This is a genomic window from Flavobacterium frigoris PS1 (genome assembly GCF_000252125.1).
Taxonomy (GTDB): Bacteria; Bacteroidota; Bacteroidia; order Flavobacteriales; family Flavobacteriaceae; genus Flavobacterium; species Flavobacterium frigoris_A.
Map to the genome: position 1 here is coordinate 68601 of NZ_AHKF01000022.1, position 26657 is coordinate 95257.

Below are 26657 nucleotides of genomic sequence, written 5' to 3' on the forward strand. Positions count from 1 at the left end.
GCGATGCGTTGAATAAAATAGGTAAGCAATTTTAAAATAATCACATTATAGTTTTTTACTATCTGGAAATTTAATAGCCTCCCATAATTATTGTATATTTATCATTGATATTTTTTTTTAATAAATAAGGAAACTAATATATGGAAATTGTAATAATAGGAGGAGGATTCGCCGGACTAAATTTGGCTAAAGAACTACTAGACCAAAAAGAAATTAATGTAACGCTTGTAGATAAAAACAACTATAATTTCTTCCCACCGCTAATATATCAGGTAGCCACGGCATTCCTGGAACCTTCAAGTATAAGTTATCCCTTTCGGAAATTTTTTGCAGGTAAAAAGAACCTTCAATTTAGGCTTGGGGATTTGCAAAAGGTTATTCCTGAAGAAAACAAAATCATTCTGCATAACGGAGAATTGCATTACGACCAATTGATTTTTGCAACTGGGGCTGAAACCAGTTATTTTGGAATGGAAAATGTTAAGAAAAATGCGATTCCAATGAAAACACTCAATGATGCCATTGAGATGCGAAATACAATACTAAAAAATCTTGAGAAAGCCGCTATTTGCAAAGACATGCGCAAACGTAGAAAGCTATTGACTATCGTTGTTGCTGGCGGTGGGCCTACTGGAGTAGAAGTCTCTGGTATGTTTGCCGAAATGAGAAAAAACATCATTGGGAAAGAATACCCAGAGTTGGCTACATCAGCAAGTAATATCTATTTGATTGATGGAGGAGATGTTTTATTGGCACCCATGAGCAAAGCTTCACAAGAAGATACTTACAAAGCGCTATCAGATTTGGGAGTTGTTATAAAATTAGATACTCGTGTAATTGATTATAAAGATGACACTGTCTTCTTCTCGAACGGAAAGTCATTGGAAACCAAAAACCTTATTTGGGCTGCAGGAGTTTCGGCAAAAACATTTGAGGGAATTCCAACAGAAAGTTATGGTCGTGGAAAACGAATGTCAACTGATGCGTTTAATAAGGTAAGTGGTTTCGAAAACATATATGCTATTGGTGATACTTGTATTCAGCTTACCGATGAGAATTTTCCGCAAGGACATCCCCAGGTGGCGCAAGTAGCTATTCAACAAGGATTGAATTTGGCGGCCAACTTTAAACTGATGCATAAAAACAAACCATTATTACCATTTAAATACAATGACAAAGGTTCGATGGCAATCATAGGTAAGAATAAGGCTGTGGTAGATTTACCAAATCCTAAATGGCACTTTAATGGATTTATCGCCTGGTTAATTTGGTTGTTTGTACACCTAATTTCGTTGATAACTTATCGCAATAGAATCACTACCTTCTTTAATTGGACAATTGCTTATTTTTCGAAAGACCAATCTTTACGAATGATCATTAGACCCAATAAAAACTAAAGAAGCTAATTAGATAAATTTACGCCTCAAGTACTGTAATTAAGTTCTTGAGGCTTTTTTTTAATACTTGATTTTAATGGTTCTTTTTCCAATGATTAAAACCACTAATGCCGTTATAGTTGAAACAGTCATAATCACAACCATAGGCACCATAGAATCTTTTACGAAAACACCGACGGCAAACGAGGCAAAAGCACCTAAACCTAGTTGAATTGCACCCATCAAAGCGGAGGCACTTCCTGCATTTCTTGTAAATGGAGCAAGTGTAAGTCCAGCAGTATTTGGATTGGAAATACCCAAACAAGCCAAGAATAAAAACAACATTGCAATTGTTTCATACATTCCCAAAAGACCATATATAGAGCAAATTAAAAAAGTAGTCACAACAATGGTTTGTGTTACTAAAGCACCGAAAATCATATTTTCACTAGAAAACCATTTTAACAAAACTGAGTTGAGCTGACTCGCTAAGATAAAACTGAGTGACATAAAAGCAAAGATCCAACCGTATGTTTTGGCGTCTACTTTAAAGATGTCCATAAATAGAATAGGGGAAGCTGCTACATACGTAAACAATCCTGAAAAGGCTATGGAACCGGTAAAGGCATAAGTATAAAATTGTGGTTCTTTTAAAACAGTGGCAAAATTCAACAGGATAGGTTTCGGTTTTAATGAAATAGAAGTGTCAGGAGTATAGCTATTGGGTAATCCAAATTGTGCTGCTAATAGAATTACAATTCCAATACACATCAAAATAAAGAAAACCATATGCCATCCATAGGCATCTGTAACGTAACCACCTACAGTAGGAGCTAACATTGGTGATATTCCTACTACCAGCATCAATAAGGAAAATACTTTGGGGATATCACGTACAGGAAATAAATCACGAACCATAGATACCGAGGCCACTGTAGCAGCACAACTTCCTACAGCCTGAATAAAGCGCAAACCAATAAAAGTATCGATGTCTTTTACAAAAACACAGCCCAAAGAAGCTGCTATATAGACGAGCAAACCAATAAACAGCGGTTTTTTTCTTCCATAACGGTCTAATAAAGGACCGTAAAGCAATTGCCCTGCTGAAATTCCGATGAAGTAACTAGATAAGGTCATGGCAACATTGGCAACAGTAGTATTCAAGTCCTTCGCAATTCCTGCAAAACCAGGTAAATACATATCTATAGAAAAAGGACCAAGTGCCGTTAGAGAACCTAAAATAAGAATTAATTTGAAATATCTGGCTTTAGTCATTACTGTTGAAGGATTTTTTAAATTTTTTGCAAATGTAAAAATTTAGAATAGCAATCGGAAGCCAGATAACTAAAGATTATATAAATCATTTTGGAATAGCGAGGACAAAACAAGATTTATGTTAATGCTATTCTTTCTAAAATTGTAAGAACATTTATATACACACTATTTATATACTTTAAGATTTTAAAAATGTCGAGAGAAAACATACCCCAAATTTGCACAGGGAATAGTAATTCAGCTCCTAACTTATTTGTCTATGATTTAAAAATGAATAATGATGCTGTAAAAACGAAGGTGAATTTAAGCATGAAAATGTTTAGCTTTTTGCAAGTAGGTAAAAAGCAAGTCCATTTTGCAGACACTTCTATTGCCGTAAGCAAAGAGCAATCGCTGCTTATCAAAAAAGGAAACAGCCTTTGGACTGAACTCTTAGATATAGAAAACGATTATTACTGTAAACTCTTATTTTTCTCTGAAAGCAAACTATAAGAATTTTTAAATAAACACTCAAAAACTAACGCTTATAACAAAGATGAAATCCCGTATTTTGTTATTGAAAATGATGCTTATATTTCAATCTCTTTATCTGCCATTAGCTCAATCTTAACTCCTTTTACCGAAAATTTTCTATCGGTAAAGTTTGGAGAAATAATGCTTTATCTTTTTAATAAATATGGTGAGCTGTTTGAATTATATTTGCATTCTCTAATTGCAAAAGAAGCATCCCGATTCAAAAAAATTTTAGTAAGTAATATTCATTCGAATTTAAAATTAGAAGAAATTGCATTTTTATGCAACATGAGTATATCTACTTTTAAACGCAATTTCATAAGCGAATGCAATACAAGTCTTGGAAAATGGATGCAAGACAAACGCTTGCAAAAAGCTAAAGAAACCTTGGAAGAAGGAAAATTAAGACCTTCAGATATTTATTTAGATTTAGGATATAATAACCTTCCTAACTTTAGTACCGCCTTCAAAAACAAATTCGGAAAAAGTCCAAAATAAATTAATTAGCTGCGTTATTTATTTTTAGATCTTTGATGCCAATGGTTTTAGCAATATTAATTTTTGCTTAAATAAAGCTTGGCCTTTTTTCATAACTTTTTGAACGCTTTCCGTAACAAGCTCTCTTTATACTTAAATTATCTTTGCCAGGCAGTTTGTACCGTTTAAATAGCGGTCAGATTACAATTGTTTAATTTAAATAAATATGAGTAATGTTATAAAACTAGTTTTTAAAGAAAGATATGGTAATTTTATTGGAGGAAAATTTGTTGAATCAATTCATTTTCTTGTCTTAGATCAAGGGTGCAGAATTTAATGATTGGTACCTTTGTGTTTCAGATAATTTCAGTTTATAAATTAAAAACCTCAATTATATATGTCAAACATAGTAAAACCCAGAATACTTATCACTGGAGCCACCGGTCAGGTAGGTGGTAAAACGATCGATTTTCTTTCGTCATATACATCTATAGAAATTGTTGCCGCTGTGCGTACGCAAGAGAAAGCAATTCCATTTACAGAGAAAGGAATAGAAACGGTTATCCTTGATTTTGATGATGAAAGCACGCATATAGACGCTTTCAAAAACATTGACCGTGTCTTTATTGTCACTGCGTATACAGTAGACATGTTGCGTCAAAGCAAAGCGTTGCTGGATAATGCTAAAAAAGCTGGTGTAAAGCATATCGTGCATCTTGGCGCTTGCGGTCCAGACGATACGACTATTGGTCATTGGGCATGGCATCAGTTTGTAGAACGTTATATTGAGTGGTGTGGCTTTTCTTATACGCACTTGCGTCCCCAGGATTTCATGCAAAACCTATTGGGCTATGGTGGCAAAAAAGCAATTGAGAATGGTATACTGCACCATTATGTTTCTGAAGCCAGCATGAGTTGGGTAGATGTTGATAATGTAGCCGAAGTGGCCGCAATAACATTGGCGCTTCCGGAAGTGCATGCGGGCAAAACATATAGACTTGGTTATGATGCCAAGAATTTTAACGAAATAGCCACATTGATGACTTCTATTGTTGGGAAACCTTTCCGTTATGAACCGCTCTCTCCCGACATATTTCTGCAGTCAATGATTGAAGCAGGGGCAGAGATGGCCTATATGGGCTGCGTGTACGACCATTGGAAGCGGTATGCAGCAGGAACTATCCCCGGAGCTGACGACACCTTTGATACTTTTTATCAAATTACGGGTAAACAGCCTGTAAAGTGGGCTGATTTTATCGAAAAACATAAAGCCGAATTAGACTATTAAAGTGCTAAAACGGAATTGAAATTTATAAATACAAATCTAACAGCTTGGGTTTTGTTGCCGTAGTGAGCGAAAAATGAAACCCAGCTTTTGATTTGTCTTAAAATAATTTAACTTGTCTATCTGCAAATAATTCAAGGAACAAAACTCATTTGTTGTCATACCTGCCTTTGCTTTAATAAGCGGGTGAAATGTTTCGGGTGTTTAAAACCCAATTATATATTTATCAAGTAATTCTCTTTGTATGCCTTTTGATAAATATCCTTACTGAACATAAAGAGATGGGACGGCTTTTTAGATATTCCCACTTGTTTCTCATCTAACTTAACGATGAATTTCTTTGTGATTAGTTTTCGTCTAAAATTACGGTTGTCAATCTCAGTACCTAATATTGCTTCATAAGCATCTTGCAATTCCTTGATTGTAAATTTATCCGGGAGCAGCTCAAAAACAATGGGTTTGTACATTGATTTCTCCTTCAAATCAGCATAAGCTTCATTGATAATGGCCCTATGATCAAATCCAAGTGCAGGCAACTCATTTACAGGAAACCATTGCGCTTTGTGCTCGGTTTTTCCCAAATTAACTTCATGTGTCTGCAATAAAAAGTAATAAGCAATAGTAATCGTTCGTTGGTTGAAGTTTTGATTTTTGGCCCAAATGATATCTCTATCATTCATTAAACGGTTTGGATCTCCAAAAACTTTAAACTGTTTCTTATAAAGATTATCAAGGCCAGTTAACTCCTTCAATACTCTTGACGCAGTTTCATCTAAAGTTTCATTTTGATAAGTGTGATATCCCGTTAATACATAGTCATTAACAAGCGGCTCGCTACTTTCTTCCGATTTTAAAAAGCGTTCAATTAATAATACGTTCAATGTTTTAGTGTCGAAATCAAAACCAAAAATGACACAGTCAACAGATATATTGGAGATTATTTGGGGTTGCATAAGCAAGAATATAAAAAGATTGTACGTTTTTTTACTAAGTTAGAATACTTCCAAAAGCAAATCTAATGATTTAATTATGAATACAGCAGTTTTGCCATAATTGTAAAAAAGCGATTAAAATTCAAAATAACGTTTATTAATTTTTTACTGAATTTTAAATTTAAGATGTGATATTGTGATGTAAGTTCCCTCTATTTTATGTAATAGTAAAAAATAAATTACTTTTTTTAGTATATATAATAATTTAAATATACATTTGAAAAATAATAGTCAATTTGACGTTTATTAATTAATGAAATACTATTACGATTAAGTAAAAGCAAAATACATAAAACCGACTCATATCTAGAATTTATTCTAACCTTAAAAAACTAACAAGCCTAAACCCATGAAAAAAGCAATTGCCATTTTATTATTATTCTCCGCTATGTTTTCAAACGCACAGGTGGTTATAACTAATTCTAATTTTTCTATGGGAACTACTGGTAGAATTGGAGTGGGGCTTTCGCCAAATGGAGAAGGGAACCAATGGAGACCTTTAAACCTTTCTGGGCAAGGGTCATTAGGAGGTAGAATGGAACAAACGGACTATATCGATATATTACCCGCTTTTCATTTTTCACCGAAGATATTGGATAAAGACAGTACTAATATAACGTTTCAAATGCGTTTGGGAATGTACTCAAATAATGGGCAGTTTATAGGAAATGCAAGCTCACGTACTGATAACGGACTAACTTTTATCCTTCCTGAAGCTTATGTTGAAGCTACAAATATCATGGGAAGCAAATGGTCTGCTTGGGCTGGTTCTCGTTTCCGTCGTTATGACGATATACACATCAGTGATTATTTTTATTTTGATGATCATTCTGCTCAAGGCTTTGGTGTAAGCCATAAAAATACTGAACTCACGATGTTAATGCCTGCATCTTCAAACACAGGATCTATTTTTCCTTACAATTATGAAGTTACAGTTGCAGGAGCTACAAACTCGGCTATTCGTCAAAGAATGGTTTGGATTGGAGAACACAGTTTCAAGCTAAAAAACAATAATACAATTAAACTTCTTGGAGAGTTTCATCATGTATCTAGCAGTTCAGATGAAGCAAGTATTAAATACGCTGCTGACAATGGATGGGTGGCAGGAATCAAATATAATAGTCCGTTTAAAACGGCTATGCCTGGATCTTTTAATCAAATTTCTGCTCGTTATGGTTCTGGAATTGCTAACGGTGGTGACAACGGTAATACTTTTACTTGGGCTACTTATGGTGCTCCAGATGAACAAGGAAAGTACAATAGCGCATACTCCTTTACTATGGTAGAGCACTTTTTATTAAATGTATCAAAAAAAATCAGTATCAACGGTTACGGAGTATTTACAAGAAGTAAAGGTGGATCTAGTAGCACTAATAAAGATACTTACTTTGACGGAATAGAATTGTACAATCAAAAAACCGACTTTGTAGTGGGGATGCGTAACTTTTATTATGTGACTGATTGGTTTCACATTCTTCAGGAATTGCATTATGCCGTTAGGAAAGATGGTGATAACCCAGAAGCGAGAATGGTAAAATTTTCATTGGCGCCTACAATCGTGCCTTTAGGAAAACGTGATCCTTGGAGTCGTCCACACATTCGTTTGGTTTATACCGTTGCGAGATATAATGATTTTGCAAGAGACAATAATTACTCGTCTTTCCTACAGGCAAACCAAAAACAATGGGGTTCATATATAGGTGTAAAAACAGAATGGTGGTTGTTTTAATCAATCGGGAAATAATAACTTAAAACGTACGAATATGCCAATTTTTGGAACTAGTATTTTATCATTCATTCCTAGATGGACTGCAGAAGGTGGAAGTTTTGCCATACAAAAAACGGCTGAATATGGTTTTGATATGCTCGAAATCAACTTGCCTACTACATTAGATTTTGATGCCAAAGAAACTAAAAGACAATTGGATCAATACGGAATTCAAGGGCGTTTGTCTTTAAACTTACCTACAAGCTGTCATATTCCTTTATATCCTGAGAATGCTATTGCACTTATCACTAAAGCGATTGATAAAGTAGGGGAGATGAATGGTGATTTTTTGGGTGGTGTTTTGCACTCTGCTATTGGGACGTTTACTGGAAAGCAATGTACAGCTGACGAAAGAATAATTGTTCGGCAAGTATTTACTGAGTTATCGGCTTACGCCAAAAAACAAGGGATAACGCTGGGAATAGAACCAATTAACCGATACGAAAGCTATGTTTTTACAGCTGCTAATGAAGTGTTGCAAATGATTGAAGAAATTAATACCGATACTATTGGTTTGCATCTTGATACTTTTCATATGAATATAGAAGAAAGAAATTTCTACGACCCTATTATTGCTTCCGGAGAGAAACTGAAACACGTTCATATCACAGAAAGCGACCGCGGAATGACAGGAGAAGGAAATGTACATTGGGATGATTTTTTCAAGGCTTTGGGCGAAATCAATTACCAAGGACCATTAGTTCTCGAGAATTTTTCTTCAGAAATTACGGCTCTGGTTGGCCCCACATCTTTATGGAGACCTTCAAAATACAATTCTGAGGAACTCGCAAAAGGCAGCCTGCTCTTCATGAAAGAAATGGTGGCTAAGTGGTACAATAATAGTCAACTGATTTAATAAAAAGACAAAAAAAGATAAGATGAAAAAAATGCTAAAAGGGGTATGTTACGGTGAAATTCTTTTCGATGTTTTTCTTGAACACAAAAAAATTGGGGGAGCCCCATTAAACGTAGCTTCAAGACTAAACTCACTTGGTGGAGAAATTTCGATGATCAGCGCTGTAGGGAATGATGCCAACGGAGAAAAATTAGTAGATTATTTGAATACTGTAGGAATAAATACTAAAACGGTCCAGATAAAAGAAAATTACGGAACTGGAGTTGTAAACGTAATTCTGAACGAAAAAGGGAATGCTTCTTATGATATTAGTTATCCAGCAGCTTGGGATAAAATCGAAGCTTCACCAGTAAGTACTCAAGTGGTTAAAGACGCTGATTTTTTTGTCTATGGAAGTTTGTCTTCTAGAGACTTGGTTTCAAATAATACATTAAAAGAACTGTTGAAAGTAGCCAAGTATAGCATTTTTGACGTGAATTTAAGAGTCCCACATTATACAAAATCTAATATTTTAGAATTATTGCAGGTTGCTGATTTTATCAAATTTAATGATGACGAATTACATGAAATTTGCCAAGATTTAAATTCAGACAAAAAATCATTAGAACAAAATATATTATTCATTGCAGAAAAAACGAATACTAAGACTATTTGCGTGACTTTAGGATCTCACGGAGCTGTGTTGTATTGTAACAATAAATTTTACCACAATTGTGGTTTTAGAGTAAATGTGGTAGATACTGTAGGTTCAGGGGATTCTTTTTTAGCCTCTTTAATAATTAAGTTGCTTAGTGGTGAAGATCCCCAACATGCGATTAATTTTGCCAGCGCTATTGGTGCAATTGTAGCTAAAAATGAAGGTGCGAACCCTGTAATTACACAGCAGGAAATCGATTCTTTTTTAATTGGCTTTGAGTCAAAGAAAAAGCAAGTAGCTAACTATAATTCTATATAAACAAACCAAAACAACTATAAAACCAATGAGCACAACAACACGCATCCCATTAGTGAGAAAGGATTTATTATTGCCTTTCATCATAATTACCTCGCTATTTGCCTTATGGGGAATCGCTAATGACTTGACTAATCCAATGGTTTCAGCATTTAAAAAAGTAATGCCTGAACTTTCAAATGTTCAAGCTTCTTTAGTACAATTTGCCTTCTATTTTGGCTATTTCTTTATGGCATTGCCAGCTGCTTTATTTATTAGAAAATACAGCTACAAATCGGGAATTATCTTGGGATTACTTTTATACGCAACAGGAGCTTTCTTATTTTATCCCGCTGCTGAATACGAGCAATTCAACTACTTTCTAGTTTCCTTATGGGTTCTGACCTGTGGACTAGCATTTTTAGAAACAATTTCAAATCCGCTGATTTTGTCATTAGGAGATCCAAGGACGGCAACGCAAAGATTAAATTTGGCGCAAGCCTTCAACCCAATAGGTTCGATTACAGGAATGATAATGGCGCAAACTTTTGTAATGAGTGCCTTGCGATCTGATGATTTTACGACAACGGCCTACAACGCCTTGTCATCTGCAGAAGTGGCATCGATTAGGGAAAATGACCTGAGCATTATCAGTATTCCTTACATTGGTTTAGGAGTTTTGGTGCTTTTTATTATGGTGGTCATTCTTTTTACTAAAATGCCTAAAACGGCTGAAGCAGATAAAATGTCTTTATCGGAATCGTTTAAAAAACTGTTTTCAAATAAAAATTATAAAAACGGAGTAATCGCACAAACTTTTTATGTGGGAGCACAAATCATGTGTTGGACTTATATTTTTCAATATGTTGATTATATAAATGAAAGCTTAGGCTTAGACTTAACAGCGACCTATTACAATGTTGGAGCTATGGTTTCGTTTCTGGTTAGCAGATGGATTGGAACTGCGTTGATGTTAAAAATTAATCCATCTAAGCTATTGATGCTTTTTGGAATGGGAGGTGTAATTTGTTGTGCAGGAGCTATTGTATTACCGGGAATTCCTGGATTACTATCGCTAGTTGCTGTTTCTATATTCATGTCAATTATGTTCCCTACCATTTACGGAATAGCTTTAAAAAACATGGGGGACGAGGCTAAAATTGGTTCCGCAGGATTGGTTATGGCTATTGTTGGTGGTGCATTAATGCCAGTTCTGCAAGGATCCATATTAGACATGGGCGGTTCAGGATTTTCGGATATTAAACTTTTTGGATACATTCCGGAAGTGAATTTCTCTTTCATCCTGCCTCTAATTTGCTTGGCTGTTGTAGCTCTATACGGGTACAGCACCTATAAAATGTCAAAAAGCGCAGTGTAATTCAGTAGAATAGTGCAACTAAATATAAAACCGAAACAGGCATCCCAGTCTGTTTCGGTTTTTTTGTTTGTAATTTAACGAGATCTGATTACATTTTCTGTGCGTTCCATTCGTGTCTGTTATTCGGCACTGCATTGCTGTTACCAAAGTCAATCAATTATTGAAAAAACAGTTGATTTTCATACTTATCTGCAGGTCATTATTCAAGTTATAGAAATTAAAAATTATTAGATGTGGCAATTTGGAATGGGCAGCAAAAACAAATCATATAGACATTCATCTAAAATAACTGATTTTGGAACCTAATTTTTAAGAATACTTTTAATTATAATGTCTTAAAGCTTTTTTATTACCTCTGTAATTTCTGATAAAAATGATAACGTTAAAAAAACGTCTAAACGGTAAATTTTCATTAAATTGACATTGTTGCTTTTTTTATATCATCAATCCGTAATTATATAGAGAATAAGTAGTCGTTACGATCAATTATTCTTTCAAAACTATTTAAGTGATTGGATGATATGGCTAATACAGAAACAGAACGTATCAAAACTTAGTTTCATTACGCAATAGCAAGAATACAATCAAAAAAGCGTTAACGACGATTTTTAAAAATAAAAAACAGTAAACATGTCAAAAAAAGTAGCAGACCAAATCGTAGAGATGCTGGTTAATAATAATGTAAAAAGAATTTATGCTGTAACGGGTGATAGCTTAAACGAACTAAATGATGCCGTTAGAAGAAGTGGAAAAATTAAATGGATTCATGTTCGCCATGAGGAAGTGGGCGCTTATGCCGCAGCTGCCGAAGCAGAGTTGGACGGCTTGGCCTGTTGTGCCGGAAGTAGTGGTCCTGGTCATGTACATTTAATAAATGGTCTATACGATGCTAACCGCTCTGGAGTTCCTGTTATTGCCATTGCTTCAACAATCAATACAGCTCAAATGGGAGTTGATTATTTTCAAGCAACAAATACCTATAAGTTATTTGATGATTGTAGTGTGTACAACGAACTTGCATCTACGCCCAGTCAAGTACCACGTATGTTGCAAACAGCCATTCAAAATGCTATTCATAAAAAAGGAGTAGCCGTATTTGGTTTAGCTGGTGATGTATCTTCTATGCCTGCCGAAGAAAGTGTAACATCGATGTATAACTATCATAGCGAAACCGTTTTACGACCATCGGATATTGAAATGCAAAAATTTGCCGATCTGGTCAATAAGCATCCCAAAGTCTCCATATTTTGTGGTATTGGTGCAAGAGAAGCACACGATGATATTGTAAAACTGGCCGGTTTACTAAAAGCGCCCATCGGTTATTCTTTTCGTGGAAAAATGGGAATGCAGCACAATAATCCTTATGAAGTGGGCATGACTGGTTTGCTTGGTGTTCCGTCAGCCTTTCATGCCATGCACGAATCAGATGTCGTTATTTTATTAGGTACTGATTTTCCCTATGAAAACTTTATGCCGGTCACAAATAAGATTATTCAGGTTGACGAAAAGCCCGAACGATTAGGAAGAAGAGCAAAATTAGAAATGGGATTAACCGGTAAAATAACGGATACTATTGCAGCCTTATTGCCATTAATCAAGGAAAAGGAAGACGACAGTTTCGTAAACGCTCAACTGGAATTTTACGAAAAAGTAAAAGAAAACTTAAATATCTATGTAGAAGATACAGGTTCTGAAAACCACATTAGTCCTGAGTTTGTCGCATCGACTATCAATGAATTAGCAAATGAGGATGCCATTTTTGCAGTAGATACAGGGATGTGTTGCGTTTGGGGAGCAAGATACATTGAGGGTACTGGAAAGCGTATTATGTTAGGTTCTTTTAATCATGGATCTATGGCTAATGCCATGCCTATGGCTGTAGGAGCTCAGTTAGCTTATCCTGAAAGGCAGGTTATTGCATTTTGTGGCGATGGAGGTATTTCTATGCTATTGGGCGATTTGGCCACGATCAAACAATATAATCTTCCCATAAAACTGGTTGTTTTTAACAACCGTTCCTTGGGAATGGTACAATTAGAAATGCAAGTAGAAGGCTTGCCTAATAACGAAACCGATATGGTAAATCCTAATTTTGAAATGATTGCACAGGCTATGGGATTTAGAGGAATTACAGTTACAAATCCTGATAATGTAAAACAATCATTAGAAGAAGCCTTTGCTCACGATGGTCCTGTTTTAGTCAGTGTATTTACCAATCCGCAAGCATTAGCCATGCCTCCAAAAATGGAATTTGACCAAATGAAAGGCTATGCTTTATCAATGAGTAAAATGATATTGGGCGGAAGAATGGATGAAGTTCTAGAAATGGTAAAAACAAATTATAAGCATATGAAAGAAGTATTGTAGTAACGCAATACACGGTGAAATAGCTAGGAAATACAGACGTTTTTTTAAGATTCGGCATTATAGTATTTGTTTGTTTAGAAATCATAACTCAATCGCGAATATATTTAAGTTATCGATCGTGCAATGATAACAGTATAGCACCAATTTTGATTGAAGTTAATTGCTTTATTAATAGCTATTGAATGCGTACATTATTAACTTCGTAAAATAATTTCATATAATCTCATCATTCTTAATTTGACATGAAAGCAAATTTAACCACAACGAAATCACCTGCAAAAGCAATAGTTAAAGAAAATACTTTTCCGGTGGTTGCTATTGGTGCATCGGCAGGTGGATTAGAAGCGATGATGGAGCTATTAAAACATCTTCCAGCCGACACTGGCATGGCTTTTATTTATGTACAGCACCTTAGCCCTGATCACAAAAGCATGCTGACTGAAATTTTGTCCAAGAAAACAACAATGACAGTTCAGGTGATTGATGACATGGATTTAATACAGCCCAATAATGTCTTTGTTATTCCATACAACAAAGGAATTGAAGTTACAGACGGTCACATAAAATTAATTCCTCGTTCAAAAAGCAGTACAGCAATTTCAATTGATATTCTTTTCTCCTCACTTGCCGAAGCGCAAAAAGAAAGAGTTATAGGAATTATTCTTAGCGGTAGCGCAAGTGATGGAACAATAGGTATGAAAGCTATCAAGCACGAAGGTGGCTTAACTTTTGCGCAAGACGATAGTGCCAAATTCACAAGTATGCCTCACTCAGCAATTGCGGCAGGTACGGCAGATTTTATTTTGTCGCCAAAAGATATAGCACTCGAATTATCGAGGCTAAGTAAACATCCTCTTATAAAAGCTATTGGAGTAAAAAACGGTGAAGAAGATTTAATTGAAAACAGCAATCCCGATTTAAAAATCATTCTAAACCTATTACACAAAGCCACTAGTGTTGATTTCAGCGTCTATAAAATGAATACCATCAAGAGGCGCATCATTCGCAGAATGTTGTTGTATAAAATAACGCAACTCAATGAATATGCAAATCTGCTTTCGCAAAAAAAAGAAGAAATAGATATTCTTTACCAAGATTTATTGATTAATGTAACTAGTTTTTTTCGCGATCCTGAAACATACAAATATTTAAAAGAAAATCTTTTTCCAAAGCTTCTCAAAAGAAAAAATACTGGAGAGTCGCTTCGCATATGGATTCCCGCTTGTGCCACAGGGGAAGAAGTGTATTCCATGGCCATGATTTTGCTCGAAATTCAGGAAAGCAAAGGAACTAATATACCTGTTCATATTTTCGCAACAGATCTTAGCGAACAGGCAATCAGTAAGGCACGTCTTGGCAATTATACCGAGCAAGACTTAGAAAACGTTTCGCCAAAACGCATAAAGCGTTTCTTTACCAAAGGAGCTCGTGGTTTGCAGGTAAACAAGGCACTACGGGATATGTGCGTATTTGCTACCCATAATATTTTACGCGACCCACCTTTTTCACGTCTCGATTTTCTGAGTTGCTGCAATCTCTTTATTTATCTTGATAACCCCGCACAAAAAAAAGCGGTCAATACATTTCATTATGCTTTAAATGAAGATGGATTTTTAATGTTAGGTAAATCAGAAAGCATCAGTCACTCCGCAAATCTTTTTGCGGACTTTAATAAAAACTATAAAATATTTTCACGCAAAATAAATTTGGGCACACGCTTGTTGCCTGCTCTATTACCGCGTTACGCGCAACAATCTTTTTCCGAAAACAATATTCCGTTAATGAATAAAAACAAAACAAATTATTTCTGACAACCAAAACAGACTTGATAACGCGATTGATGCCGTGCTTATTTCTGATTTTATGCCTGCAAGCGTCGTCATCAATTACCAAATGGAAATTGTACAGTTTCGCGGCACAACCGATTTATTTCTCACACATCCAAAAGGCAAAGCCACTTTTAATATTTTAAAAATGGCACGACCCGAAATTGCTTTTGAATTGCGAAGTGCCATTTCAAAAGTCATAAAATCAAAACAAAGCATTCGCAAAACCGGAATTGAAATGAAAGTAAATTCCGAAGTCAAAATTATAAGTTTAGAAATTGTTCCGCTTAAAATAGACCCGATAACTATTGGGTGGGATGAACCACTACTCTTAGTTCTTTTTACAGAGCAGGAGCCAACAGAGATTTTTTCGCACGATGCCCAAGATGGAAAAAATAATTCGCTTGCAAAAGACCGAAGGATAAAAAAATTAGAACTGGAATTGGCAGCAGCACATGCTGACGCGCTTGCAATTGCACAGGAACAGGAAGCTTTTGCCGAAGAATTGCAAAGTGCCAATGAAGAAGTAGTTTCAAGCAATGAAGAATTGCAAACTGTGAATGAAGAGCTGGAAACTTCAAAAGAAGAAATAGAATCTGCTAACGAAGAGCTCACTACTACCAATCAGGAACTGCAAACACGCAACGACCTGCTAAACGAAGCTTACGATTATTCTGAGGCTGTTTTGGACACTATACATGAACCAATGCTGGTGTTAGATGGAAATCTTCGGGTTAAATCCGCTAACAAAATTTTCTGTAAATTATTTGATGTTAAAGAAGAAGATACTGCAGGAGTGCTGTTGTTTGATTTAGGAAATAAACAGTGGGATATTCCTCGACTGCGCAAACCTCTTGAAGACATCCTTCCAAAAAACTCTGACTTCCGCGATTTGGAAATCACTCACCAGTTTCCGAAAATAGGCGAAAAAACAATGAGGCTCAATGCAAGACGCATTATTCAAAAAAGACATGGAGAAGAATTAATTCTGCTCGCTATTTCAGATGTTACAGAACAGGCAAATGCAAGACGAAAAATAGAAGAAAGTGAGCAGCGTTTTCGCAACTTAGTGGAACTGGCTAGTTATCCTATCTTAATTTTTAAAGGGGAGGATATGAGGTTGGAGTTAGCGAACGAACCCCTCTATAAAATATGGAATATAGGAAAAGAAGCGCTTGGTAAACCGTTTTTAGAAATATTGCCAGAAATGAAAAACCAACCGTTTATGGGCTTGCTATTAGATGTGTTGCACAGTAGCGAGATAAAATATGGTAATGAGGAACCAGCTTATTTTTTGCGTCCTAATGGAGTAAAGGAAACCGTTTATTTCAATTTTGTTTACCAGCCCTATAAAGAAAATGACGGAACTGTTTCTGGTGTAATTGTTTTTGCAAATGATGTAACAAGACAAGTTCTTGACTTCAAAAAGTTGGAAGAAAGCGAAGAACAACTACGAAAAACTACCGAACATTTTGAGATAGCCACTACTGCAGCCGAAGTAGGTATATGGTCTATGGATATTGCTAAACAAACATTGGAGTGGTCTGATTTGCATAAAAAAATGTGGGGTTACACGAATCTAGAAACAAATCTTACCTATGAAGAGTGGCACAACCTGATTCTTTCAGAAGATAAACAATTGGCATTTGATGCAGTAGCAAAGGCTCTTAAAACAAATACTTTGTACGAGGTCAGCTATCGCATAAAACGGGCAGATAATGATGATATACGCTGGATAAACTCATCTGGTCAATATTTCTATAGCGATACCGGAGAACCTATTACGCTCACCGGAGTCAGCGTCGATATAACAGAACAAAAACTGTTTGAAAATGAATTGATGGAAGCAAAGGAATCTGCAGAAAGTGCTACAAAATCAAAACAACAGTTTTTATCTAACATGAGCCACGAAATTCGAACGCCATTAAATTCTATTTTAGGATTTACTAATGTGTTATTGAAAACCGAACTAGAGATTGAGCAGAAAGAATTTGTACAAGCTATAAAAACAAGTGGTAAATCTTTAAACCTACTGATAAACGACATCCTTGATTTGGCAAAAGTAGATGCAGGTAGAATGACATTTGAAAAGCAACCCTTTGAGATACGCCAATCTATAGCATCGATACTACATTCTTTCAACCTGAAAATAAAAGAAAAGAATTTAGAAATTGTAAAAGATTACGACAGCGAAATACCAGCAATGCTTTTGGGTGATTCAATGCGATTAAATCAGATTATTTTGAATCTGGTAAGCAATGCGGTAAAATTCACTGCTAAAGGAAAAATTATACTTAGCGTCAAATTAATTAATGAAGACAAAGAAAATCTGGCTATTCAATTTGCTATTACTGATTCAGGAATTGGTATTGCTGCTGACAAAATAAACTCAATTTTTAATGTTTTTGAACAGGCTGAATCCAGTACGGCAAATTCTTATGGCGGAACAGGTTTAGGGCTTGCTATAGTTAAACAATTAATAGAAAATCAAGGAGGAAGTATCAGCGTAAGGAGTAAGATGAATGAAGGTTCAACATTTAGTTTTATCCTACCTTTTGGAAAAACAAATGCTAAATCAGAAGAAGAAACAGAAATACTATATAAGGATTCCGAAATTAAAAACATAAACGTTCTGGTAGCCGAAGATGTTCCATTGAATCAATTATTAATCAAAATTATTTTAAGCGATTTCGGATTTTTATATGAAATAGTGGAAAATGGAAAAATGGCAGTAGAGAAGTTAAAAACCAATACCTATGATATTATCTTGATGGATTTACAAATGCCTGAAATGAATGGGTTTGAAGCAACAGAATACATACGCAAAACGATGAAATCTCAAATTCCAATAATTGCTTTAACAGCAGATGTAACCAAAGCAGATGTTAGCAAATGTAAAGAATTTGGTTTGGACGATTATATTCCAAAACCTATTAACGAAAACTTATTGTACAGTAAAATAGTGGAGTTAGTAAAAAGGAAAAAATAAGTATCGCTATATAAATTGAAGCAGGAAAGAAATGCCAATGCGATAACATTATAATTTTTTGAATTAAGGATAGACAAAAAAAAGAGCTGTCAAGGCATCATATTTATAAGTGTTTATGTAGCGAATTTATCTATTAATTAGGGAAAAAATCGTCGGATGATATTGCATCGAATGTTATTTAAAACTCTAGTTTCTATATTTGTTGTAGCTCGAAAAAAAAGGATTGCGCTGAAATAATATAAAAAAAAACAAACAATGAAAAAAACATCTAATACTGTGAAAATTATAGGATTACTTTCTATTTGTTTATGGGTAGTAGGAAGCATTATCTTATTCGATGAGAAAAATGGAAAAGCTACTATTTTGCTTACTGCTGTGGTTATAATAGCTGGATTATCTTCTCAAATAAGTACAGAAAGAAAAGTGAATTCGCAAGATTGAGATTAATTTAGTCTAATTGCTCGGATATGGAATTTTTTGTACACAACGATAGCGGCTTCTAAATCCTGCAATAGCATGACAAAGCAACAAATAAAGTGAAAGCGATGGCTTAATGTTTAATGAAGGGAACAGGAATACTACTAATTTTGATCGATACGACTGGAATTTAGCGGAAATTATGTGCAGCCTCATACTACAAATATGGAGATAGCAAAAAAGGGTCTAAAAATCTATTTAGCTTACAGCGGTGCTACCTGTCTAAAAAAATAAGTAGGCATTTTTTGCACAAAAAAACCTGACAGTAAAGCTGTCAGGTTTTTTATTATGTAAGCTAGGTAAACGGTATTATTCAATTACCACTGCATCTTTAATTTCAACCACTTCAAGGTCAAAAGTTAGATCTTTTCCTGCTAAAGGATGATTTCCATCTAATACAATGCTTTCTTCTCTTACTTCAGCAACAAGTAAATTCATTTCTTGTCCATCAGGAGCTTTAGAAACAAGTCCCATTCCAACTTCTGGAGTGATTTCTTGTGGAAGTTCGCTTTTTGCAACCTCTTGTATCAAATCTTCTCTAACAGCACCATATGCTTCATCAGAAGCAATTGTGATTGTTTTTTTCTCATTCAATTTCATATCGATTAAGCCTTTTTCAAAACCTGGAATTAAACGTCCTTGTCCTAAAGTAAATTCTAACGGCTCTTTTCCTTCAGAACTATCAAAAACCTGTCCATCAGATAATTTTCCAGTGTAGTGTACTTTAACCGTGTTATTCTCTTTAACTTGACTCATAGTTTTATTTTTTAATTTTAAAAAACATTCTTCGCATAATTTTTACGCAGCAAATATTTTAGTTTAAACATATATCTCTACTGACCGCCAAAACCAAGCCAAAGAGTCCCAGCAACAAAGAAAACTTTTAAATCATCAAAAAAAGTATAGATTTTACCTTAAAATATACTGAAAACGAGTAAAAAACATGGTTTTTGCGCTTTTTCAGAGCATTTAGCTTAAAACGGTAGTTCTGTCATGCATAAAGATACAGTATTGAATTCTATTGGTCGTTTGCTACTTGAATCTAATTTGTTTATCGCTACCTGATGCAATCCTTGATTTTTGTATTGACATGTTTATGGATAAAGCGTATTTGACCAATACCAGCTCTTCGAACTGTTGAATAGGAAAACAAGTACTATCAAAAATCAAATAAATTAAGTTATTTGACCGATTCAAAGAAATTTGAGATTTGGATCAATGCATTTTGTAAATCATCTGGTAAATCAGAATTTGTATAAGGATGTGATGCGCCAAAAACATGATTGGCATCTTCGATAATAGAAACGGTACAATTGGGGAGATTTTTCACTAAGTTTACTTCTGTAACGGGAACCGCTTCGTCTTTTCCGCCTTGGATAAAAAGAAATTTTCGTTTATCTGATTTCAGTAAATTTCGGAGATCTAATTGAGCTTTTATTTTCTTTGTATTTTCGACCAATTGATGATACAGCGGCATTTTTTGTTTGGTTCTACCATTCAGGATAAATTTCACTCCGTTTTCTTTCCATAGTTTATCGTTCTCTTTTCCATAGCGAGCTACTGGGTCTAAAACTGCTGCTAAAGTAGCACAAGCACTAATTTCTCTATGTGACAAAGTGTAGGCTAGGGCTGTTGCTCCACCTTTAGAATGCCCAATAAAAAATAGTTTCTCAAAATTTAAGCAGTCTGCAAAACTTTCCTTTTTGAGATTCAGTAACAAAGCCTCGATATCTTCGAGCTCTTTTTCGAAATTATTGTTACCAAAGGCTTCTAAATCTACAAAATCCATAGGATGTTCCGGAGAGGTTCCGTTGTGAGAAAAATTGAGTTTTATAAACTGAAATCCATTTTGTACAAAGAAATCTGACATCAAGTTGAATGCACCCCAATCCTTAAATCCGTTAAATCCATGGCAAAATACAAGTAGAGGTCGCTTTTGGTTTGCTGTATAGTTAATGTCATAGCTCGCTAGTTTCCCTTCGGCGCCAGTGTATATCCCTTGCTGTTTCATATGTAGGTATTTATTGTTTTTTGACGGTAATATGTAATTGCTTCGCCTATTCGCAAGCGCGGGTCGCGTATTTTCATTTGTATTTCCGACAAATTTATAGTCATGCTCATTTAATAAATACATCTGTTTACAAAAATAGGGTAGTCCTATCCAAAATATACTATAGTCCGAAAAATTACCAGTCTAAAGCCATAAAGATAGTAAATCAACTACTATGAGTTTATATTCAGTAAAAACAAGCTGCTCGTTTGGAGTGATTTTTCTTTTGCTCTCGTTATTTTGAAAAGGACTAATTATAAATAGCCCTGATGGCAGCGGCATCTCCCCATTTAGAAAAACAAGGCTTTTCTAGCCGAAGTTTTGTTAATGGGGAATATAGCGTACAGCAGGAGGGAACGTCCCTTATAAAACATCTTATTATGCTCCTAAAAAAGGAGCACCCTAAGAATTATGTCAATCTCTTTTTAAAACCAAAAGATATGATGCATGAGGAGAATCATTTAATAACAAATGATAAAATTTGGCAATTAATTATCATAACGCATTCTTTTATTGAACTGCGTTTATTTATTTTTATGCTTTATAATAAGTAACGTTCAATGGAACTCAAAAATAAAAATAATGGCAAGTACTACAACTATAAATCCGGCAACGGGAGAAAAAATAGCAGAATACAATCGTCTTTCGGTAAATGAAGTAAAAGATAAAATTGCTCAATCAAGAAAGGCGTACGAAAGCTGGAAACAAAAGGCGTACGAGGAACGAGCTCAACTGATGCACAAATTAGCGGATGTTCTAGATGAGAATAAGGAAGAATACGCGCAGCTAGCGACTAGAGAAATGGGGAAAACTATCGGTCAATCCCGTAAAGAAATTGAAAAATGTGCATTGGTATGTCGGTACTATGCAGATAATTCCAAAGGTTTATTGGCAGACAAAATCGTAAAAACGGAGGCTACAAAAAGTTATGTCACTTTTCAGCCCATCGGTGTAGTTTTAGCCGTTATGCCTTGGAATTTTCCGTTCTATCAGGCAATTCGGTTTGCCGCTCCAGCTCTGATGGTAGGAAATACAGGCGTTTTAAAACATGCTTCTAACGTGCAAGGTTGTGCCTTTGCTCTAGAAGAAGCTTTTACTAAAGCCGGATTTCCAGAAGGAGCTTTTACCAACTTGAATATTGACTCCAAACTGGTAAAAGATGTTATTGAAGACAAGAATATAGTTGCGGTAACCTTAACAGGAAGCGATCCTGCAGGTCGTTCTGTGGCTTCGATAGCAGGACAGAATCTTAAGAAAACCGTAATGGAACTAGGAGGGAGCGATGCCTATATTATTCTGGATGATGTAGATATGGAAGAAGCCACTGATTTGGCAACATTTGGAAGATTGCAAAACAATGGACAAACCTGTATCGCAGCAAAACGATTTGTGGTACTTGATGCTATTTATGCTGAATTTTTAGCCTTATTTACCAAGAAAATGAAAGCCGCAAAAATGGGCGAACCTACTGCTGAAGATTCCTATTACGGACCAATGGCAAGAAAAGATTTGCGTGATGAACTGCATGAGCAAGTTCTAAAAACGATTGCGCAAGGAGGAAGATTAGTTTTAGGAGGGGAAATTCCCGATACTAATGGGGCATACTATCCAGCTACTATTCTTGCTGATTTAGAACCAGGAATGGAAGGTTTTGACAATGAGTTATTCGGTCCTGTGGCCTCTGTAATTCGGGCTAAGGATGATGCGCACGCTATTGAATTAGCTAATAATTCTCAATTTGGTTTGGGTTCTGGTGTATTTACAGGAAACAATGAAAGAGGGGAAAGGCTGGCACGACAATTAGAAGCGGGTAGTAGTTTTGTAAATAAATTAGTGGTTTCTGATCCAAGATTGCCTTTTGGCGGTGTGAAAAATAGTGGATACGGAAGAGAATTAGCGGTTTATGGAATCCGCGAATTTGTGAATACTAAAACAATATGGATTAAGTAAACAGGGATTTTTATAATGCCCATAATTTAAAAGATTTTTTTTTCCACATAGAGACATAGTTGTGATTAACCAAGAATTGGTCTTTTTTTCTATGATTCTATGTGGTTAAATTTCCCCGTGGTTCTCTCTGTTTTATCAACATACATGGTGTAACTTACAAAAAACATATATTATTTACTCTTCTATAATCCCTTGTAAAAATCGGTGAAAACCTATTTTGGGATTATTTTAAACCGACAAGTTTTAAAGGCTTTAAAATAAAATTAATGGTGTTATCTTTGCTTTAGACTGAAGACAAAAAACATGGATATAAATACGAAAATCACAATAGTTGGAGCAGGAATTAGTGGATTAATAACTGCTATAGAACTAGAAAAATTAGGCTTTCATCCCACAGTTGTTGAGGCTAGTGATCGTGTTGGTGGTCGTGTTAAAACAGATATTGTTGACGGATTTCAGTTAGATCATGGATTTCAGGTACTACTAGAAGCTTATCCAAAAGCGAAGAAATATCTAAATTATAAAACGTTAGAACTCCAAAAATTAATGCCAGGAGCCGTAATTTATAAAAACGGAAAAACAACATTAATTGGTGATCCGCTCCGAGATTTTTCACTTTTGGTGCCAACAATTTTGGCTAATGTTGGTTCAATAAAGGACAAACTAGCTATTTTTAAGCTGAATTTAGAGCTTAAAAACAAATCTACAGAAGCTATTTTTTCTGCTGAACAATTGACCACACTACAATACTTAAAAAACAAAGGTTTTTCAGATCGTATTATTGAAAACTTTTTCAAACCTTTCTTTACCGGTATCTTTTTAGAAACTAAATTATGTACCTCAAGCGCTATGTTTGAGTTTACATACAAAATGTTTGGTGAAGGTTTAGCAGTTATTCCAAAAGATGGTATTCAGGCCATTCCTAATCAGTTAAAAGCGCGACTAACTAAAACTATATTTAAATTTAATACTAAAGTAAAAATAGTAGAAGATAAGCGTATCGTTTTAGAAGATGATTCCGTTATTACATCTGATATTATTATAATTGCCACTGATTCTTCTAAATTAGTAGATTTAAAAAAGCCTATTATTTGGAAATCCTGTGATAATCTTTATTTCGAAGTAGAGCAGAATACCTTAAAAAAACCAATTATAGGTTTGCTAGCAGACCCTGATGCGTTAAGCAATAATATTTTTTACACAACAAGTATTGCGAATAGCAACACATCCAAAGCAGAAGTACTTTCGGTAACAATCGTTAAGAATCATAATTTAGATGAAGTGGACTTAATAAATAAAGTTAGAACCGAGTTGGAAAACAATTGCGGTATTGTTGCGAAGCGTTTTATAAAGCGTTACATTATAAAAAAAGCTTTACCAGATTTAGAACATGTTGATTACAATGGTAGTTTAGATAAATTTAAATTTTCGGATAATATTTATCTAGCCGGAGATACACAGCTAAATGGATCTTTAAATGCAGCTATGACAAGCGGCGAAACTGTAGCTAAATTAATTGCTGAGCGTTTTAAATAGAATACTGTTGTAACAATTCTAATGATACATATTCCAGTGCTAATTGATGAGTTGCATTCAAATCTATTTTTGGAGCAACAGTAGCTTTTTCAGCTTCTTTCCAGCGAGAAATACATAAACACCATTTATCGCCAGCTTTTAATCCAGGGAAATCCCATTGTGGTTTTGGAGTGATTAGATCATTTCCTTTTTTTAAGGAATACTCTAGAAACTCATTTGTCACAATAGCACAAACAACATGAGTTCCAGAATCTGCTGAAATGGTATTGCAAAATCCATCACGTAAATATCCAGTCATTGGATCGCAGGAGCAGTTTTCTAGGGGATTTCCGTAAACATCTAATGAAGCATTCATAACTTTATGAATTTTAGTTTTTAGCAAAGATAGCTTGATTATTGGAATATTGCGATAAAATGGCTACTCAGCTCTAAAATGTAATACATCGTATTTTGCACTATAATTTATATTATGTAAAATAGAATTTATCATAAATCCCTTATTATACTTAAAATACAAAATATACCATTGTTGATTTGTCGTCGAATAACGATTGCTACCAACCCATAATTACTTTTGTGCTTATCAAATACTTCCAAAACTACATTTTTCACAAATCTGAAATTTTACAACAAATATGATTCTGTTATAAATGTTTATTTTATTATTTTTACTGAAAATATTATCAAAGAAAACATGAATTCAATTGCAGAGCATATTGCGGATTTTTTAAAAGAATACTCACCATTTGATCATTTGACGATTCAAGAGTTATCCGAAATTGCTGTGAATATTCGTGTAGTAAATTTGCAAAAGCACAAAGCTTTATTTCAAATAAATGATCTAGTGCATGATAGCTTTTACGTTGTGGCTTCAGGAGTTATCGATTTATCCATCATTGCTGATGCCGAAGAAACTATTTTAAACAAATGTCACGTAGGTGCTCTTTTTGGTTTACGCCCTTTTTTCGCAAAAAATAATTACAGAATGACAGCGAAAGCTCGGGAAGAAAGCATTGTTTATGCTATTCCCATAGCAGTTTTCAGACCCTTTTTGGCTAATAATGCGGAGGTTTTAAACTTCTTGCTGGAGAATTTTGCAAACAATACACCTAATTCTAAAGACAGTGAAAATTTACGAGGAAATATAATTTCTGATTCGGTATTCTATACTGATCAACAATCTGAAATGCAATTTTTCCAATCGCTATCATATAATACCAATCCGTTGATAACTAATGCAGGCAGCATTGTAAAAGATGTGGCGCAATTGATGGCTGAAACTCGATTTAACAGCACTATAGTATGTGAGAATAATATTCCGCTGGGAATTGTCACTGATACTGATATGTCATCTAAAATTGCTACAGGGAGATTTCCTGTTACAGTTTCTGTCGATAAAATCATGTCCAAGCCTGTAATAACGGTTTTGGAAAATGTTTCCTTAGCAGAAGCCCAACTTTTGATGTTGAAAAATAATGTGACCCATTTATGTGTCACAATTGACGGTACAGATACAACTGAGGTAAAAGGGGTAATTTCTGAACATGACTTGATCATTGCGCAAGCTAGTAATCCAGGCGTTTTGATCAAGGAAATAAAGCGTTCCCAAAGTGCAAGTGAATTGAAACAGATCCGAGTACGTTTAACAAATCTTGTTCAAACGTCTATTCAAAAAAATATTCCTCTTACCCATATCAGTAATATAACAAGTGAAATCAATTTTGCCATTTTAAAACGTGCAATTGAATTATCAATTTTAGATTTGGGCTCACCTCCTGCTCGATTTGCTTGGCTAAGTATTGGAAGTCAAGGAAGAAAAGAGCAGTTATTACTAACAGATCAAGATAGTATTTTAGTATTTGAGGATGTAGCAGATGAGAAATATAGGGATGTTAAAGACTATTTCCTTACTTTAGGAAAAAGGACGACTTTGACTCTTGAAAAAGTAGGTTATGAATTATGTCCAAATGGTCATATGGCAAGCAATATGATTTGGTGTAAATCATTGACTGATTGGATTAAACAATATGACAGTTGGATGAAAGCTCCAGGTGAAAAGAATAATAATGTAAGTAGTATTTTCTTTGACTATGAACTTATTTTTGGGGACCAAAAACTCGAAGACGCGATTAGTACCGTAGTTTTTAAAAATGTAAAAAATAACACTTTATTCTTTGACTATTTAGGGAACGATGCTTTAAGAAAACATTCGCCTTTGACTTTTTTCAAAAATTTCAATGTAGAGGAAGAAGGGCTTTATAAAAATATGTTTGATATTAAGACCCGTGCTATAATGCCACTTGTTGATGGTGCTCGATTATTTACTTTGTATTTTGATCTAAAAGGTATTAACAATACCTATGTTCGATTCAAACAATTAACTATTTCTGATCCTAAACACTCTGAAATATACCTGAACTGTGCAGAGGCCTTTTTGACATTGTCAAAATTTAGAACCTTAGAGGGGCTCAAAAATGAGAACTCAGGACAGTACATAAATTTGGAAGAATTATCAAAAATCGATAAAGAAAAGCTAAAAAATGCGCTGTTACCAATGAAAGAATTGGAGGAATTAATAAAAAGCAAATTTCAACTGACTCAATTTTCATAG

Annotated in this window: 19 protein-coding genes and 1 pseudogene; 15 read left to right on the forward strand and 5 right to left on the reverse strand. The window is 34.8% G+C overall.

The window, feature by feature from the left end:
- Window positions 1-140: 140 nt before the first annotated feature.
- Complete coding sequence (locus HJ01_RS14255) at window positions 141-1397, forward strand: NAD(P)/FAD-dependent oxidoreductase (RefSeq protein ID WP_007139175.1); 1257 nt, start codon at window positions 141-143, stop codon at window positions 1395-1397.
- A 60-nt stretch (window positions 1398-1457) separates the two neighbouring features.
- Here HJ01_RS14255 and HJ01_RS14260 read toward each other — a convergent pair whose 3' ends face one another.
- Complete coding sequence (locus HJ01_RS14260) at window positions 1458-2651, reverse strand: multidrug effflux MFS transporter (protein WP_007139176.1); 1194 nt, start codon at window positions 2649-2651, stop codon at window positions 1458-1460.
- A 192-nt stretch (window positions 2652-2843) separates the two neighbouring features.
- Here HJ01_RS14260 and HJ01_RS18075 point away from each other — a divergent pair.
- Window positions 2844-3662: pseudogene (locus HJ01_RS18075) on the forward strand (helix-turn-helix domain-containing protein).
- A 376-nt stretch (window positions 3663-4038) separates the two neighbouring features.
- Entirely contained in the window at window positions 4039-4929 is an 891-nt protein-coding gene (locus HJ01_RS14270) for an SDR family oxidoreductase (protein WP_007139179.1), read from the forward strand.
- 212 nt (window positions 4930-5141) lie between these two features.
- On the opposite strand, the gene HJ01_RS14275 is transcribed toward HJ01_RS14270, so the two are convergent.
- Window positions 5142-5879, reverse strand: a complete 738-nt coding sequence (locus HJ01_RS14275) for an NUDIX hydrolase (protein ID WP_007139180.1) — start codon at window positions 5877-5879, stop codon at window positions 5142-5144.
- A gap of 388 nt (window positions 5880-6267) precedes the next feature.
- Here HJ01_RS14275 and HJ01_RS14280 point away from each other — a divergent pair, with 388 nt between their 5' ends.
- The 8 genes from HJ01_RS14280 to HJ01_RS14315 all read left to right on the forward strand — a co-directional run bounded on the left by HJ01_RS14280 (window position 6268) and on the right by HJ01_RS14315 (window position 18474).
- Entirely contained in the window at window positions 6268-7647 is a 1380-nt protein-coding gene (locus tag HJ01_RS14280) for a carbohydrate porin (protein WP_007139181.1), read from the forward strand.
- 34 nt (window positions 7648-7681) lie between these two features.
- Window positions 7682-8542 (forward strand): sugar phosphate isomerase/epimerase family protein, encoded by an 861-nt coding sequence (locus tag HJ01_RS14285; protein ID WP_007139182.1) that lies wholly within the window; start codon window positions 7682-7684, stop codon window positions 8540-8542.
- Between the two features lie 22 nt (window positions 8543-8564).
- Window positions 8565-9497, forward strand: coding sequence for a carbohydrate kinase family protein (locus HJ01_RS14290; RefSeq protein ID WP_007139183.1), 933 nt, complete (start codon window positions 8565-8567; stop codon window positions 9495-9497).
- Window positions 9498-9522: 25 nt separating this feature from the next.
- Window positions 9523-10851, forward strand: coding sequence for an L-fucose:H+ symporter permease (gene fucP, locus HJ01_RS14295; protein WP_007139184.1), 1329 nt, complete (start codon window positions 9523-9525; stop codon window positions 10849-10851).
- Between the two features lie 630 nt (window positions 10852-11481).
- On the forward strand, window positions 11482-13218 hold the full coding sequence (locus HJ01_RS14300) for a ubiquinone-dependent pyruvate dehydrogenase (protein WP_007139185.1): 1737 nt from the start codon (window positions 11482-11484) through the stop codon (window positions 13216-13218).
- A 242-nt stretch (window positions 13219-13460) separates the two neighbouring features.
- Window positions 13461-15029 (forward strand): chemotaxis protein CheB, encoded by a 1569-nt coding sequence (locus tag HJ01_RS14305; RefSeq protein WP_007139186.1) that lies wholly within the window; start codon window positions 13461-13463, stop codon window positions 15027-15029.
- A gap of 52 nt (window positions 15030-15081) precedes the next feature.
- Window positions 15082-18033 carry an ATP-binding protein gene (locus HJ01_RS17205; RefSeq protein ID WP_050855240.1) on the forward strand — a complete coding sequence of 984 codons (2952 nt, stop codon included), beginning with the start codon at window positions 15082-15084 and terminating at the stop codon, window positions 18031-18033.
- 255 nt (window positions 18034-18288) lie between these two features.
- Window positions 18289-18474 carry a hypothetical protein gene (locus HJ01_RS14315; RefSeq protein WP_007139188.1) on the forward strand — a complete coding sequence of 62 codons (186 nt, stop codon included), beginning with the start codon at window positions 18289-18291 and terminating at the stop codon, window positions 18472-18474.
- A gap of 345 nt (window positions 18475-18819) precedes the next feature.
- On the opposite strand, the gene HJ01_RS14320 is transcribed toward HJ01_RS14315, so the two are convergent.
- Both HJ01_RS14320 and HJ01_RS14325 read right to left on the reverse strand, forming a co-directional pair.
- A complete protein-coding gene (locus HJ01_RS14320; protein WP_007139189.1) occupies window positions 18820-19266 on the reverse strand; it encodes a peptidylprolyl isomerase in 447 nt (148 codons plus the stop codon).
- 424 nt (window positions 19267-19690) lie between these two features.
- A complete protein-coding gene (locus tag HJ01_RS14325) occupies window positions 19691-20521 on the reverse strand; it encodes an alpha/beta hydrolase family protein (RefSeq protein WP_007139190.1) in 831 nt (276 codons plus the stop codon).
- A 308-nt stretch (window positions 20522-20829) separates the two neighbouring features.
- Here HJ01_RS14325 and HJ01_RS14330 point away from each other — a divergent pair, with 308 nt between their 5' ends.
- From HJ01_RS14330 to HJ01_RS14340, 3 genes are all read left to right on the forward strand, one after another.
- Window positions 20830-21114, forward strand: coding sequence for a hypothetical protein (locus HJ01_RS14330; RefSeq protein ID WP_040474002.1), 285 nt, complete (start codon window positions 20830-20832; stop codon window positions 21112-21114).
- 28 nt (window positions 21115-21142) lie between these two features.
- The gene (locus tag HJ01_RS14335; RefSeq protein ID WP_007139192.1) at window positions 21143-22510 is read left to right on the forward strand and encodes an NAD-dependent succinate-semialdehyde dehydrogenase; all 1368 of its coding nucleotides are present in this window, start codon (window positions 21143-21145) and stop codon (window positions 22508-22510) included.
- Window positions 22511-22813: 303 nt separating this feature from the next.
- Window positions 22814-24046 (forward strand): FAD-dependent oxidoreductase, encoded by a 1233-nt coding sequence (locus HJ01_RS14340; protein WP_007139193.1) that lies wholly within the window; start codon window positions 22814-22816, stop codon window positions 24044-24046.
- On the opposite strand, the gene HJ01_RS14345 is transcribed toward HJ01_RS14340, so the two are convergent.
- Complete coding sequence (locus HJ01_RS14345; protein WP_007139194.1) at window positions 24039-24401, reverse strand: DUF2237 family protein; 363 nt, start codon at window positions 24399-24401, stop codon at window positions 24039-24041. The genes HJ01_RS14340 and HJ01_RS14345 overlap by 8 nt on opposite strands.
- Before the next feature lie 339 nt (window positions 24402-24740).
- On the opposite strand from HJ01_RS14345, the gene HJ01_RS14350 reads away from it, so the two are divergent.
- A complete protein-coding gene (locus HJ01_RS14350; protein WP_007139195.1) occupies window positions 24741-26657 on the forward strand; it encodes a DUF294 nucleotidyltransferase-like domain-containing protein in 1917 nt (638 codons plus the stop codon).

Bases quoted from the DNA above. Each gene is read 5' to 3' on its own strand.
- HJ01_RS14305 (WP_007139186.1), top strand. From the start codon at position 13,461: ATGAAAGCAAATTTAACCACAACGAAATCACCTGCAAAAGCAATAGTT.
- HJ01_RS14330 (WP_040474002.1), top strand. From the start codon at position 20,830: ATGGCAGCGGCATCTCCCCATTTAGAAAAACAAGGCTTTTCTAGCCGA.
- HJ01_RS14285 (WP_007139182.1), top strand. From the start codon at position 7,682: ATGCCAATTTTTGGAACTAGTATTTTATCATTCATTCCTAGATGGACT.
- fucP (WP_007139184.1), top strand. From the start codon at position 9,523: ATGAGCACAACAACACGCATCCCATTAGTGAGAAAGGATTTATTATTG.
- HJ01_RS14290 (WP_007139183.1), top strand. From the start codon at position 8,565: ATGAAAAAAATGCTAAAAGGGGTATGTTACGGTGAAATTCTTTTCGAT.
- HJ01_RS14275 (WP_007139180.1), bottom strand. From the start codon at position 5,879: ATGCAACCCCAAATAATCTCCAATATATCTGTTGACTGTGTCATTTTT.
- HJ01_RS17205 (WP_050855240.1), top strand. From the start codon at position 15,082: ATGCCTGCAAGCGTCGTCATCAATTACCAAATGGAAATTGTACAGTTT.
- HJ01_RS14325 (WP_007139190.1), bottom strand. From the start codon at position 20,521: ATGAAACAGCAAGGGATATACACTGGCGCCGAAGGGAAACTAGCGAGC.
- HJ01_RS14315 (WP_007139188.1), top strand. From the start codon at position 18,289: ATGAAAAAAACATCTAATACTGTGAAAATTATAGGATTACTTTCTATT.
- HJ01_RS14335 (WP_007139192.1), top strand. From the start codon at position 21,143: ATGGCAAGTACTACAACTATAAATCCGGCAACGGGAGAAAAAATAGCA.
- HJ01_RS14340 (WP_007139193.1), top strand. From the start codon at position 22,814: ATGGATATAAATACGAAAATCACAATAGTTGGAGCAGGAATTAGTGGA.
- HJ01_RS14280 (WP_007139181.1), top strand. From the start codon at position 6,268: ATGAAAAAAGCAATTGCCATTTTATTATTATTCTCCGCTATGTTTTCA.
- HJ01_RS14260 (WP_007139176.1), bottom strand. From the start codon at position 2,651: ATGACTAAAGCCAGATATTTCAAATTAATTCTTATTTTAGGTTCTCTA.
- HJ01_RS14350 (WP_007139195.1), top strand. From the start codon at position 24,741: ATGAATTCAATTGCAGAGCATATTGCGGATTTTTTAAAAGAATACTCA.
- HJ01_RS14270 (WP_007139179.1), top strand. From the start codon at position 4,039: ATGTCAAACATAGTAAAACCCAGAATACTTATCACTGGAGCCACCGGT.
- HJ01_RS14255 (WP_007139175.1), top strand. From the start codon at position 141: ATGGAAATTGTAATAATAGGAGGAGGATTCGCCGGACTAAATTTGGCT.
- HJ01_RS14300 (WP_007139185.1), top strand. From the start codon at position 11,482: ATGTCAAAAAAAGTAGCAGACCAAATCGTAGAGATGCTGGTTAATAAT.
- HJ01_RS14345 (WP_007139194.1), bottom strand. From the start codon at position 24,401: ATGAATGCTTCATTAGATGTTTACGGAAATCCCCTAGAAAACTGCTCC.
- HJ01_RS14320 (WP_007139189.1), bottom strand. From the start codon at position 19,266: ATGAGTCAAGTTAAAGAGAATAACACGGTTAAAGTACACTACACTGGA.